Raw genomic sequence first — 13238 nt, 5'->3', positions numbered from 1 at the left:
CGAAGACATGAGCCCGGTCCTGACCCGGCGCGCGCATGTCGACTACTGCCGCGTCGTCAGCGCACAGTGTCGCTGATCACGATCTTTCGCCCCCTTCCACGACTGAAGAGGACATATCGTGATCAAACGTCTCATTCCCCTCATTTTCCTGCTGACCGCGTGCGGCACCGCGCAGGGTTCCACGGAGACCCAGGAGCTGCGATACCAGGGCAGCGTCGGCGCCGTCACCTTCCCGGAACTGGCCGAGGACCTCGGCTACCTCAAACCCGTCAAGCTCAAGTGGATCGGCAACACCATCAGCGGCCCGCAGGACATCCAGTCGGCCGCGACAGGACAGACGGACTTCGGCGGCGCCTTCAACGGCGCGGTGGTCAAACTGATCGCCGCCAAGGCCCCGATCAAGGCCGTCATCAGCTACTACGGCAGCGACCAGAACTCCTACCAGGGCTACTTCGTCCTGGACGGCAGCCCGATCAGGTCCGCGCGTGACCTGATCGGCAAGAAGGTCGGCATGAACACCCTCGGTGCGCACGCGGAAGCCGTACTCAAGGAGTATCTGACCCGCGGCGGCCTGACCCCCGCCGAGGTCAAGCAGGTCGAGGAGGTCGTGGTGCCGCCGGTCAACACCGAGCAGGCGCTGCGGCAGAAGCAGATCGACGTGGCCGTGCTCGGCGGGATCCTGCGCGACAAGGCGCTGGAGCGCGGCGGCATCCGCCCGCTGTTCAAGGACGTGGACCTGTTCGGGAACTTCTCGGCGGGAACCTACGTGCTCACCGACCGCTTCATCGCCAGGAACCCGAACACCACCAGGAAGTTCGTCGAAGGCGTCGCCAAGGCCATCCAGTGGACCCAGACGCACAGCCGTGAGGAGGTCGTGGCCAGGTTCAAGGAGATCATCGCCAAGCGGCACCGCAACGAGGACGCGTCCTCCGTCGGCTACTGGAAGAGCAGCGGCGTCTCCGCCACCGGCGGGGTGATCGCCGCCCAGGAGTTCCAGCGGTGGATCGACTGGCTGGAACGCTCGGGCGAGATCAGGCCGGGCCAGGTCAAGGCGGCCGACGCCTTCACCAACGCCTACAACCCGTTCGCCGGGGGTGCCCGATGAAGATCCAGTTCGTGAACGTGACCAAGGAGTTCGCGGTCCGCGGCGAACACTTCACCGCTCTGTCGGAGGTCTCGCTGGATGTCCGTGAAGGGGAGTTCCTGACGCTCGTCGGGCCGAGCGGGTGCGGGAAGTCGACGCTGCTCGACCTGCTCACCGGGCTCACCACGCCGACCAGCGGCCTGATCCTCATCGACGGCGCGCCCGTCACGGGGCCGGGGCTGGACCGGGGGATCGTCTTCCAGCAGTACGCGCTCTTCCCCTGGCGTACGGCGCTGGCCAACGTGGAGTTCGGGCTGGAGGCCAAGGGGGTGCCGCGGCGGGACCGGCCCGGGCTGGCCCGGAAATATCTGGATCTGGTGGGGCTGTCCGGCTTCGACGGCCGCTATCCCCACGAGCTCTCCGGCGGCATGCGGCAGCGCGTGGCCATCGCGCGCAGCCTCGCCTTCGATCCCGACGTGCTGCTCATGGACGAGCCCTTCGCCGCGCTCGACGCCCAGACCCGCGAGTCGCTCCAGGAGGAGCTCCTGCAGATCTGGGCCAAGACCGGCAAGACCATCATCTTCATCACCCACGCCATCGACGAGGCCGTCTACCTGGGTCAGCGCGTCGCCGTCATGACCCCCTCGCCCGGCCGCATCAGGGACGTCATCCCCGTCACCTTCCCCACCCGCGAGGGCGATCTCCGCGCGGCTCCCCGCTTCGGCGAGTACCGCCACGCCATCTGGACCCTGCTCCACGAGGAGGCGACCCCCGTTGCCTAGACCTTCCACGGCCACCGGCCTGTCCGCCTCCGCCCTCGACGCCAACCCCTTCACCCTCACCGACGCCCTGACCGGCACCTCACCCCCACCAACCACCCCCACTACGGCAAGCCCCCCTATCACCGCAGAACCCCCAAGCACGGCAACCCGACCCACCACATCGACCAACACCCCAACCCCAACCAACACAACCACCCCAACCGACACGGGCACGGCACCTAGTACGAGCACGCCGACCGGCACGAGCACGCCGACCGGGGCGGCGACGGCGACCGGCACGGGCACGCCGTCCGGCACGGGCACGTTGACCAACGCGGACACGGCGAGCGCGGGCACGGCGACCGGCGTGGCGGCGGGTGTGGTCGCGACGGCGAGCGTCAGCGAGCTGGAGCTCTCCCTCGGGGCGGGCCCCCAGGCGCCGGGTCGGCGGGAAGGGGTACGGCGGAGCCCGGCGCCCTCGAACGGCGCTCAACCGGCGACGACCACGGAGCCGCGGCTCGAGCAAGAGATAGAGCCACGGCCAGAGGAAGAGACGGAGCCACGGCCCGGGCAGGAGGCATCGCGGAAGCGCGGGCGGCCTGGTGGACGTGGGCGGGCTTGGCCGGCCGTACTCGGGAAAGTGGGGCGCGCGAGTGCGGCGGTCAGCGTGCTGGCCGCCATCTGGGAGACGCTGCCGAGGCTGGAGGTCGTGGACCCGACGTTCCTGCCCCCGCTGAGCGAGGTGCTGGCCGCCTGGTTCGAGCTGCTCCGAGGGGGCGAGCTGGTCGAGCACGTCGAGGCGTCCCTCATCAGGTCGGGCGCCGGCTTCGGCCTGGCGATCGCGACGGCCATCCCGCTGGGGCTGCTGATCGGCTGGTACCGCCCGGTGGCCGACTTCCTCAACCCGGTGCTCGAGCTGTTCAGGAACACGGCCGCGCTCGCGCTGCTGCCGGTCTTCGTGCTGATCCTCGGCCTGGGCGAGACCTCGAAGATCTCGATCATCCTCTACGCCTGCTCCTGGCCGATCCTGCTCAACACCATCGCGGGCGTCAAAGGCGTCGACCCGCTGCTGATCAAGTCGGCCCGGTCGATGGGGCTCGGGCCGGCGAGGCTGTTCCAGAAGGTCATCCTGCCCGCCGCGGTGCCGACCGTCTTCACCGGCGTACGGCTGGCGGGCGCGTACTCGATCCTCGTCCTGGTCGCCGCCGAGATGGTCGGCGCCAAGGCCGGGCTCGGCTACCTCATCAACTACGCCCAGTTCAACTTCCGGGTGCCCGACATGTACGCGGGGATCATCACGATCTCCGTGCTCGGGCTGGTCGTCAACCTGCTCCTCGTCCGTCTGGAGCGCCGATTCTCGACGTGGAGGACCTGATGCATCTCAACGCTTTCCTGATGGGCGTCGGCCATCACGAGGCCGCCTGGCGGCACCCGCTGACCGAGCCGAGCCGTATCACCGACATCGGGCACTTCCAGGAGCTGGCCAGGATCGCCGAGCGGGGCAAGCTCGACTCGGTGTTCCTCGCCGATGGCCTGGCGCTGTGGGGCAACGTCAAGCACAACGCGCTCGGCGGGCTGGAGCCGCTGACGCTGCTGGCCGCCCTGGCGGCCGTCACCCACCACATCGGGCTGATCGCCACGGTCTCCACCACCTACAACGAGCCGTTCCACGTGGCGCGCAAGTTCGCCTCGCTGGACCACATCAGCGGCGGCAGGGCCGGATGGAACATCGTGACCTCGGCGGGCGAGGCCGAGGCGCACAACTTCGGCATCGAGCGTCCGGCGCACGGCGACCGCTACCAGCGGGCGGAGGAGTTCCTGGAGGTCGTCAACGCCCTGTGGGACAGCTGGTCGGAGGGCGCGATCGTCAACGACCGCCAGAGCGGGGTCTACGCGGACACGTCGCTGATCAACCCGATCAACCATCGCGGCACCCACTTCGCCGTCAAGGGTCCGCTCAACATCCAGCGGACCCCGCAGGGCAGGCCGCTGCTGGTCCAGGCGGGCTCGTCGGAGGACGGCAAGGAGTTCGCCGCCCGCCACGCCGAGGCCGTCTTCACCGCGCAACAGACCCTCGAGGACGCCCAGGAGTTCTACGCCGACCTCAAGGCGCGCCTGCCCCACGGACGGCAGCTGAAGATCCTGCCCGGCATCTCGCCGATCATCGGCTCGACCGAGCGGGAGGCGCTGCGGCTGGAGAAGGAGCTGGAGGAGCTGATCGTCCCCGCCTACGGGCTGCAGCAGCTGTCCAACATCTTCAGCATCGACCTGACAGGGCACCCGCTGGACGGTCCGCTGCCGGACATCCCGGGCAATCCGGATGGGCAGCAGAGCCGGGTGCGGCTCATCAAGGACCTGGCCGCCCGCGGCAACCTGACGATCCGCGAGGTGATCAACAAGCTGGCCGGAGGGCGCGGCCACCGGGTGATCGCGGGCACACCCGAGCAGATCGCCGACGAACTGCAGGAATGGTACGAGAACGGCGCCGCCGACGGGTTCAACATCATGCCTCCCTATCTGCCGGGCGGCCTGTCCGACTTCGTCGACCACGTCGTGCCTGAGCTGCAGGTCCGCGGCCTGTTCCGCACGGAGTACGAAGGCCGCACGCTCCGCGAGCGATACGGGCTGTCCCTGGTGGAGGCACGATGAGCATCGTCACCGTCATCGGCAACCCCCGCTCCGGCTCGCGGACGTACGGCGCGGCGGTCGCGGCCACCGACGCCATCGTCGACAGGCTCGGCTACGAGGGGCCGCGGGACGTCGTCGACCTGTCGGCGCTCGGCCCGGCGCTGCTGGACCCGGGCGCGCACGCCGGGGTCGAGATCGCGCTCGAGCTGGTGACCGGGGCGGCGGTCACGGTGTTCGCCAGCCCCACCTACAAGGCCACCTACACCGGGCTGCTCAAGGCGTTCGCCGACCGGCTGCCGCCGAACGCGCTGGCCGGGCAGGTGGCGCTGCCGCTGCTGGTGATGGGCCACGCCAGGCACGCCCTCGCCGTGGAGGTGCACTTCCGTCCGCTGCTGACCGAGCTGGGCGCCTTCGTCCCGACACCCGGACTGGCGCTGCTGGAATCCGAACTGCCGGGCGGCGAGCCGCTGGCCCGGTGGGCGGACCTCGTCACCCCGCAGATCGCCGCCAGACAGGGGGCGCTGCGATGACGATCACCGAGACCGGCGTGGGCGCCGACCACTTCCGCACCGCCCTCGCCCAGCACGCCGCCGGGGTCGTCGTGGTCACGGCCAGGCCCGAAGGCGTGCCGGTCGGCCTCACGGCCACCTCGTTCTCCTCGGTCAGCCTCGACCCGCCGCTCGTTTCCTTCTACGTCGACCGCTCCTCCACCACCTGGCCGTGGCTCCGCCTGGCCGACCACTTCGCCGTCAACGTCCTGGCGGGCGACCAGCACGACCTGGCCACCCGCTTCGCCCGCCGCGGCATCGACCGCTTCGGGCCGCCGACGCGCTGGCGCCCGGGCCCGCACGAGACGCCCCTGCTCGACGACGTCTCGGCCCACCTCATCTGCGTCCCTCACACGACGATCGACATCGGCGACCACGTCCTGGTCGTCGGCCTCGTCACCGCCGCCGCCACCGGCCCCGCCCGCCCCCTCCTCTACCACCGCGGCCGCTACGGCCGCTTCCTGCCGCACTGATATCGCCGGCTCCTGCCGTACGACACCCTCCTGTCGTACGGCAGGCCACCGCCACCGACCGCCCACCACACTTCGGCTCAGGGCCCGCGCCCGGCGCTTCCGGCGAGTCGACGCCACTCGCCCACCGCCACGCCGCCCGAGACCCACGTCCCCCGGCCCGCGTCCCGCCGACCCACACCCCGCCGCCCCGGCAGAATTAGACGGCGACGATTCTGACCGCCTTGCCGCACAGCTTGTGCATGTCGTCTTCGTCAGAGATCGCGCCGATCACCTCCCTCGCCGCCGGATCCTCGATGCCCTCGGCCTTGGACCTGAACTACCGGAGCACCCTGACCCTGCCGGGTTCCGCCGCGTGGTCGGCGGCCTGGAGCTTCGCCCTGGTGGCGGGCGTCCTGGTGGCGGGCGCCTGCCGTACCAGGGTGAAGTCGTCGACGTCGAAGTCGGCGCCGGTGAAGGTGAGGTAGAGCCGCTGCGGGCCGTTCGGCACGCCGGTCAGCGGTGTGGAGACGTCCTGGTAGGACTCCCAGCCGCCGGTCGCGGGTACGGTGACCCGCCCGAGCACCGGGCCGGTGGCAGAGCCGGTGCGGATCTCGAAGCCGCCCGTCGGTGTGGGCGCGGCCACGCGGGCGGCGAAGGAGGTGACGCCGGTCAGGTCCACGTCGTCGTAGGCCGCCCAGTCGCCGGGGTTGACGTAGCCGAGCACGGTGCCGCCGTGCGCGGGGGCGTGCGGGTAGGTCTGCACGCCCCCGGCCTGCGACCAGGACTCGGCCTGGATGACGGTGTCGCCGGTGGGCGGGCCGAGCTCCTTGATCCGGATGTTGCGGAAGGAGACGGTGTCGCCGTCGCCGTGGTTCTGGATGCCGATGTGCCCGTCCTTCAGCGAGCGCGCGGGATCGGTGTTGGTGTAGTCGTTGACCTTGACGCCGTTGAGGTAGACCTGGACGCGCTCGCCCTCGACGCGGACCTCGAAGGTGTTCCACTGTCCCGGCGGGTTGAGCGCCCTGTCGCGGGCGGCGATGTCGGGTGATTTGAACCCGTAGACGGAGCCGGTGGTCTTCTCGGGCGCGTCGGTGGCATCGATCTGGATCTCGTAGCCGTTGTTCACCGCCGACCACGGATCCGTGGAGGGTGGGAAGCCGATGAAGACGCCGGAGTTGTCGTCACCGGCCATCTTCCAGTCGAGCTTGAGCGAGTAGCCCTGGGTGAACTGCTTGGCCTTGTACCAGTAGAGGCCCATACCGCCGGTCGAGGTCAGGGTGGCGTCGGCGTTGGTGAAGGCGCCGGGTCCTGCCTGCTCCCAGCCGGTGGTGGAGCCGTTGTACAGGGCGGTGTAGCCGGTCTCGGGGCGGCAGTCTGCCTGCGCCGCGCCCATGGCGTACGCGATGCCGCCCTTGAGGTGCTGGAGGAAGGCCGGGTCCGAGAAGCTCTCCGCGGTGTGGCCGAGACCGGTGTAGAACGAGCGGCCGCCCTGGTAGGTCTTGCACCAGGAGATCGGGTGGTCGGCGCCCATCGCGCCGCCGGAGTAGGACGACTCGTCCAGCGTGGCCAGCACGTGTGCCGTCGCGCGGGGGTTGGTGCGGTAGTTGTACCACTCATCGGTCCTGGTCCAGGTGGCGGGCAGGTGGGCGGTCGCGGGGTGGGCCCGGTCCTCGACTTTCACCTTCGCCTGCTGGATCGCGGGGTGCGAGGAGAACCAGGCGCCGACCAGCTCGCCGTAGAACGGCCAGTCGTACTCGGTGTCGGCCGCCGCATGCACGCCGGCGTAGCCGCCACCCGCCTTGATGTAGGACTCGAAGGCCGCCTGCTGCGCGGCATCGAGCACGTCGCCGGTGGTGCTGAGGAAGACCACGGCCTTGTACCCGGCCAGGTTGCCGGCGGTGAAGGCGGCCGGGTCCTCGGTCGCGGTCACCTTGAAGCCCATGTTCTTGATCGCCTGGATGCCCGCGGCGATGGAGTCGTGGCGATATCCGGCCGTACGGCTGAAGACCAGCACGTCACCGCCGCCGCCGGGCGGGGTGAAGCGCTGGTTGGCGCCGCCGTCGCAGGTCTTGATGACCAGCTGGGACCGGTCGGTCGCGTCGAGGCACTTGCCCAGCGCCTTGACCGTGCCGCCGCCCGCGGCCCACTTCTGCGCGGCGGTGCCGTTGCAGGTCCAGATCTGCACCTTGGTGCCGTCGGCGCTGTTGCCACCCGCCACGTCCAGGCACTTGCCGAGCGCCTTGACGGTGCCGGAGGCGGCGTCGACGGTCCAGGCCTGGGCGTTGGTGCCGTTGCATTCGTACATCTGCACCCTGGTGCCGTCGGCCGAGTTCGCCCCCGCGACGTCGACACAGCCGCCCCCTGGGCCGCCGATGGGCCCGCTGACCGGCTGCGACACGGGGTCGGCCGAGAGCGTGAAGGAGTCCACGTCGAACAGGGCGCCCGCGCCGCCGGTGAAGACCAGGAACAGGCTGGTGGACGTGGTCGTCACGCCGGTCAGTGGCGCCTGGACGTCCACGAAGTTCTCCCAGCCACCGGTCTTCGGTACGGTCGCCTTCCCGACGACGGGGCCGGTCTGCGAGCCCGTGCGCAGCTCGATGGTTCCTCCCGCGCCGCCCGAGGAGACGCGGAAGGCGGCCGACTTCGCCCGGCTGAGCTCGTAGGGGGTGAAGGAGATCCAGTCCCCGTTGTCGATGTAGCCGACTGTCCTGCCGCCCTCGGCCGCCGCCTTGTCCACCCGCTGGACACCGGAGGCGGCGGCGTAGTGCTCGGCCTGCCGATGCCGGGGCTGCAAGACGATCTCCGTGCTGCCGCTCAGCCCGCCCTTGTCGGTGTAGGAGGCGTTGAACACGGCGAAGATGTTGGCCGCGCTGTCGTGCTCGCCGTCACGGGGGATGGTGATCTCACCTTCGCAACCGTTCTTCGAGGTGATCGGATGGCCGTGGCTGTCGTGCCCGAGGACGTAGGTGACCTTGACCGTGGCACAGTCGACGGTGCCGTCCTCCGGGTCGGCGACGGTGACCTTGAAGGGCACCGTGTCGCCCCACTCGAACAGCTGCCCCGCGCGCGGCGCCTGGAAGGCGATGGTCGGGGCGGTGTTGCCCACGGTGATCGGGACGCTCGCCGTACCGGTGTTGCCCACGGGATCGCGGACGGTCAGCGTGGCGGTGAAGTCGCCCCTGGCGGTGTAGGTGTGCTTGGGGTTGGCCTCGGTGGACTTGGCGCCGTCTCCGAAGTCCCAGGCGTAGGTGATGGGCCGGCCCTCGGGGTCGGCCGAGCCGGCGGAGGAGAACGTGACGGCCAGCGGGGGCTGGCCGGAGGTTCTGTCCGCCGAGACGCGAGCGGTCGGGCTGCGGTCGCGGCCTTTGATGTACTCGATGCGGTAGAGCGCGGAGTTCTCGTCGCCGCCGAAGTAACCGGTGCCGTAGTCGAGGACGTAGAGCGCGCCGTCGGGACCGAACGCCAGGTCCATCACCTGGCTGCCGGTCCACGGGAAGTCTTGGATGTGGTTGTCGGCGAGGGTGACGGCTTTGATCCAGCGGCGTCCGAACTCGCCGAGGAAGGCCGTCTTGTCCATCTCCTGCGGGAACTTGACCTGCGAGTCGAGGTCCGGGTCGTAGTGGTAGACCGGGCCGCCCATCGGCGACTCGGATCCGGTGCCGAACTCGGGCGGGCTGCCGGCGTCGCCGCCGTATCTGATCCAGGCCGGCAGTGCGGGTGGCAGCGTGCCCAGCCCGGTGTTGCGGAAGGAGTTGTTCACCGGTCCGCCCGCGCAGTCGTACTTCGCGCCCGACGGGCCTGAGGGGAAGGTGTACTCGTTGTAGGTCTCGGCCGGGGTGTTGGTCCCCGTGCAGTACGGCCAGCCGTAGTTGCCCGGCCTGTCCACCTTGTCGAACTCCACCTGCCCCGAGGGGCCGCGGCTGGGGTCGCTGCTGCCCGCGTCCGGCCCGTAGTCACCGACGTACACGATGCCCGTGAGCCTGTCCACGCTCATGCGGAAGGGGTTGCGGAAGCCCATCGCGTAGATCTCGGGCCGGGTCCTGGCGGTGCCGAGCGGGAAGAGGTTGCCCTGCGGGATCGTGTAGGTGCCGTCGGCCGGGTTCACCTTGATGCGCAGGATCTTGCCGCGCAGGTCGTTGGTGTTGGCGGCGCTGCGCTGGGCGTCGTATGCCGGGTTGCGGTCGGCCCGCTCGTCGATCGGTGCGTAGCCGGCCGAGTCGAAGGGGTTGGAGTCGTCGCCGGTCGACAGGTAGAGGTTGCCTTGGGCGTCGAAGTCGAGGTCGCCGCCCACGTGGCAGCAGATGCCCCGGTCGGCGGGCACGTCCAGGACCTTCTTCTCGCTGGTCGGGTCCAGCGTCCAGTCGGCCTTGAGGGTGAATCTGGACAGCCGGTTCACGCCCTGCCAGGCGTTCCAGTCCGATCCGGTGGCCGGGGCGTCCCCGGCCGGGGTCGACAGCTTGGGTGCGTAGTACAGGTAGACGGTCCTGTTGGTGGTGAAGCCCGGGTCGGCGGCCACGCCCTGCAGACCCTCCTCGTCGTGGCTGTAGACCGGCAGGGCGCCCAGCACTCGGGTGTCGCCCAGTTTGTCGGTACGGCGGAGCGTCCCGTCCCGCGAGGTGTGCAGGACCGACAGGTCGGGGAGCACGGTCATGGTCATGGGCTCGCCCATGTCGGGCACGCCTCTGGCCAGCTCGATGCGCTGGTAGTCGGCGGGGTCGACGGCGTCGTGGGCGCGGGCGGGTGCGACCCATAACGGGATCAGGGATAACGCGCACAGGAGTGCTAAGAGACGACGAAACATGCCGGATTCCCTCCACAGATGGGGTACTAACGCGGCGTTCCGACGCAATATATGGCGCTATGTCACGACTGCACAGACTCTTTCGCCGAGAATCGACCTAAGCCTGTCTAATAAGCAACATAAAGAGACGGGCCCGCAGACCAGGGGGCCGTGGTGCCCGGGTCACGAAGTGGCGTGGCGGCGAGCAGGTGGCATCGACTCGCCGGATGCGCCGGGCGCGGGTCCTCAGCCGAAGTGCGGGCGGCGGCCGGTGGCGGCGGCTCGCCGTACGGGAGAAGGCCGATCAGTACACGAGAAGGCGATCAGTAGAGGCGGACACGGCCGCGGGCGGTGGGGAGGGGAAGGTCGAGGACGGTGCGGATGCCGGGAGCGGAGGCGCAGACGGCGGGGACCGCGTTGACGGCGTGGGCGGCCGCGGCGGCCAGGCCGTGGGAGACCTCCTCGACGGCGATCGTCATCTGCGGGACGCCCTCGATGTGGATGGTGAAGCCGGGGTCGGGCCAGCGGGTGACCTGGGTGGCGTCGGCCTTGTAGACGACCTCGACCGTCATGAACGGCCGGCCGTGGACGAGCCCGGAGAAGACCCAGCGGGAGGCGCACACCGTGCCTTCGCGGACGAGCCCGGCGGCGATCTCGAACTCGTGCGAGGCCAGCTCGAACTCGTCGCTCTCCTCCACCTCGTCCAGCCGCACGTCGAGCGCGTCGGCCACGAGCTGGACGCTCTCGGCGAACAGCTGCCGCTGGAAGGCCCGGTACGGCCGGACGGCGGCGGTGTAGTCCTTGGCCGAGCGGGTGAAGCCGACCAGGTCGACCACCACCTGGCGCGACGGGTGGCCGCGGAAGTCGGAGGATTCGCGCACGTAGATGTGGTCGACCCGGTCCGACAGGCCGGTCAGCGCGAGCGGCAGGTAGTCGCTCATGAAGCCGGGGTTGACGCCCGTGCCGTGCATCGTGGTGCCGCCGCGGGCGCAGGCCGCCTCCAGGCGGTCGACCACGGCGGGGCCGTACGACCTGGGGTAGACGAAGCCTGTGGTGGTGATGACGTTCTTGCCTGAGGCAAGCAGCGCGCAGATCGTCTCGAGGTCGGCGGCGTGGTCGTTGCCGAAGTAGGCGGCCGGCAGCGGCGTGTGCAGCACGCAGTCGGCTTCCAGCGCCAGGATGCGCTCCACGTCGTCGGTGCACGGCACGCCGGCGGGCGGCAGACCGACGAGCTCGCCCGCGTCACGGCCCACCTTGTCGGGGTCGTAGACGAGGACTCCCGCGAGCTCGAGTCCTGGCCTGGAGAGCACGCCGCGCAGGGCATGGCGGCCGACGGCGCCGGTGGCCCATTGGACCACGCGCAGATCGGGCATATGTGGGCCTCCATCCGGGGTGGACGGCCTCGCGGAGCCCAGAACTCTAGCAGAAAAAGAAGCGCCTGATCACTATCCGCGACGATCAGTAACGCTGGCTTCCGCCCCGGATATTGTGCAAACTCTAGAATGTTGTTCTCTTTCAGTGGGAGGTTCGATGCTTCGGTTCGATGACAGGGTCGCGATCATCACGGGGGCCGGGCACGGCCTCGGCCGGTCGCACGCGCTGCTGCTGGCGGAGCGGGGCGCCAAGGTCGTGGTCAACGACCTGGGCGGCGCGCTCGACGGCACCGGCGCCTCCGCGAGCCCGGCGGCCGAGGTCGTCGAGCTCATCACCAAGAACGGCGGGCAGGCCATCGCCAACGCCGACAACGTGGCCACCCCCGAGGGCGCCCGGGCGATCGTCCAGGCGGCCGTCGACGCGTTCGGCAAGATCGACATCGTGGTGAACAACGCCGGGATCCTGCGCGACAGGTCGTTCGGGAAGATGTCCGTGGAGGACTTCGACGGCGTGCTGGCCGTCCACGTCAGGGGGTCCTACCTGGTGAGCCAGGCGGCGTACCCGCACATGAAGGAGGCCGGCTACGGCCGCATCGTCAACACCTCCTCGCCCGCCGGGCTGTTCGGCAACTTCGGGCAGGCCAACTACTCCACCGCCAAGATGGGGCTGGTCGGGCTCACCAAGACGCTCGGCATCGAGGGGGCGCGCAACGGCATCAAGGCCAACGCCATCGCGCCCATCGCCTGGACCCGGATGACGGAGTCGCTGCTGCCGGCGGAGTTCGAGGCCAAGTTCACACCTGAGCGGGTCAGCGCGCTGGTGGCCTACCTGGCACACGAGTCGTGCGCGTCGACCAGCGAGGTCTTCTCTGTCGGCGGCGGCCGCGTGGCCCGCGTCTTCGTCGCCGAGGGGCCGGGGTGGAAGACGGACGACCTCACGCCTGAGGCGATCGCCGACAACTGGGAGGCGGTCATGGCCGAGCAGCCTTACGTCCTGACGGCCGCCGACTCGATGAAGGCCATGCTCTAGCAGGTGACGTCGCCGCTGGGGACTACCCCCTTGAGGAGGTAGTCCCCGACGGCCCGATCCACGCACCCGTTCCCGCGCCCGTAGGCGGTGTGCTGGGTCGCGTCCACCGTGACGAGCTTCGTGCCCTTGAGCCAACGAGCGAGCCAGGTCACCTCACGATGTCGTAGCGCGTGTTGAGCGCGTCGAACATTCCCGGGGCCCAGCCGAGTGCGCTGATGCCGGAGATTCCCGGCCCGCCATAGTTGACGACGAGCGAGCCGATCCTGTGTGCCTGGTCCTTGGCGGGAATCTTGGCCACGCCCAGGTCCAGCGTGCGTTCCTCGGGCCTGTCATGGTCGAGCGGGACCCGGACCGTGGCGCACTGGAGTGCCGGTTTGTCCGGGCACGGGCTCCAGGTCGGGTGCTGGGCGCGCAGGGCGTCGTCCGTCTGGTTGGTGATCTCGGTGTAGCCCCACCCGGCCGCCAGCAGGACGACGATCACCGCCAGTGGGCGTAATCGACGAAGCACCGGCCAATCTAAGCACGCGACGGCCTCTGTGATCATGGCCCGCCGTACCGCGGTTCTGCCGAATATCGGCATAA

11 protein-coding genes are annotated in these 13238 nt (G+C 69.8%); 7 read left to right on the top strand and 4 right to left on the bottom strand.

The window, feature by feature from the left end:
- The first annotated feature begins 118 nt into the window (after nt 1–118).
- From KIK09_RS34175 to KIK09_RS34150, 6 genes are all read left to right on the top strand, one after another.
- Nucleotides 119–1105, top strand: coding sequence for an ABC transporter substrate-binding protein (locus KIK09_RS34175; protein WP_308164450.1), 987 nt, complete (start codon nt 119–121; stop codon nt 1103–1105).
- Nucleotides 1102–1866 (top strand): ABC transporter ATP-binding protein, encoded by a 765-nt coding sequence (locus tag KIK09_RS34170; RefSeq protein ID WP_214323515.1) that lies wholly within the window; start codon nt 1102–1104, stop codon nt 1864–1866. The genes KIK09_RS34175 and KIK09_RS34170 overlap by 4 nt, the downstream gene beginning before the upstream one ends.
- Nucleotides 1867–2485: 619 nt before the next feature.
- Nucleotides 2486–3220 (top strand): ABC transporter permease, encoded by a 735-nt coding sequence (locus tag KIK09_RS34165; RefSeq protein WP_308164449.1) that lies wholly within the window; start codon nt 2486–2488, stop codon nt 3218–3220.
- Complete coding sequence (locus tag KIK09_RS34160) at nt 3220–4494, top strand: LLM class flavin-dependent oxidoreductase (RefSeq protein ID WP_214323514.1); 1275 nt, start codon at nt 3220–3222, stop codon at nt 4492–4494. The genes KIK09_RS34165 and KIK09_RS34160 overlap by 1 nt, the downstream gene beginning before the upstream one ends.
- Nucleotides 4491–5003: an NADPH-dependent FMN reductase gene (locus tag KIK09_RS34155; RefSeq protein ID WP_214323513.1), complete on the top strand. Its 513-nt coding sequence runs from the start codon at nt 4491–4493 to the stop codon at nt 5001–5003. Before KIK09_RS34160 ends, KIK09_RS34155 begins: the two co-directional genes overlap by 4 nt.
- On the top strand, nt 5000–5494 hold the full coding sequence (locus tag KIK09_RS34150) for a flavin reductase family protein (protein ID WP_214323512.1): 495 nt from the start codon (nt 5000–5002) through the stop codon (nt 5492–5494). Before KIK09_RS34155 ends, KIK09_RS34150 begins: the two co-directional genes overlap by 4 nt.
- Nucleotides 5495–5810: 316 nt before the next feature.
- On the opposite strand, the gene KIK09_RS34145 is transcribed toward KIK09_RS34150, so the two are convergent.
- On the bottom strand, nt 5811–10274 hold the full coding sequence (locus tag KIK09_RS34145) for a ThuA domain-containing protein (RefSeq protein ID WP_214323511.1): 4464 nt from the start codon (nt 10272–10274) through the stop codon (nt 5811–5813).
- A gap of 302 nt (nt 10275–10576) precedes the next feature.
- Nucleotides 10577–11626 (bottom strand): NAD(P)H-dependent amine dehydrogenase family protein, encoded by a 1050-nt coding sequence (locus KIK09_RS34140; RefSeq protein WP_214323510.1) that lies wholly within the window; start codon nt 11624–11626, stop codon nt 10577–10579.
- A 157-nt stretch (nt 11627–11783) separates the two neighbouring features.
- On the opposite strand from KIK09_RS34140, the gene KIK09_RS34135 reads away from it, so the two are divergent.
- Nucleotides 11784–12656 carry an SDR family oxidoreductase gene (locus KIK09_RS34135; protein ID WP_214323509.1) on the top strand — a complete coding sequence of 291 codons (873 nt, stop codon included), beginning with the start codon at nt 11784–11786 and terminating at the stop codon, nt 12654–12656.
- Here the strand turns inward: KIK09_RS34135 and KIK09_RS34130 are convergent.
- Together KIK09_RS34130 and KIK09_RS34125 are read right to left on the bottom strand one after the other, a co-directional pair.
- Nucleotides 12653–12808 (bottom strand): alpha/beta hydrolase, encoded by a 156-nt coding sequence (locus KIK09_RS34130; protein WP_214323508.1) that lies wholly within the window; start codon nt 12806–12808, stop codon nt 12653–12655. The two genes, KIK09_RS34135 and KIK09_RS34130, sit on opposite strands and share 4 nt — an antisense overlap.
- Nucleotides 12805–13164, bottom strand: coding sequence for a hypothetical protein (locus tag KIK09_RS34125; RefSeq protein ID WP_214323507.1), 360 nt, complete (start codon nt 13162–13164; stop codon nt 12805–12807). Before KIK09_RS34125 ends, KIK09_RS34130 begins: the two co-directional genes overlap by 4 nt.
- Nucleotides 13165–13238: the final 74 nt, after the last annotated feature.

Source organism: Nonomuraea sediminis, assembly GCF_018531495.1.
Classification (GTDB): Bacteria; Actinomycetota; Actinomycetes; order Streptosporangiales; family Streptosporangiaceae; genus Nonomuraea; species Nonomuraea sediminis.
Note: the sequence above shows the minus strand (reverse complement) of the source record. Positions and strands in the feature narration are given on the sequence as shown.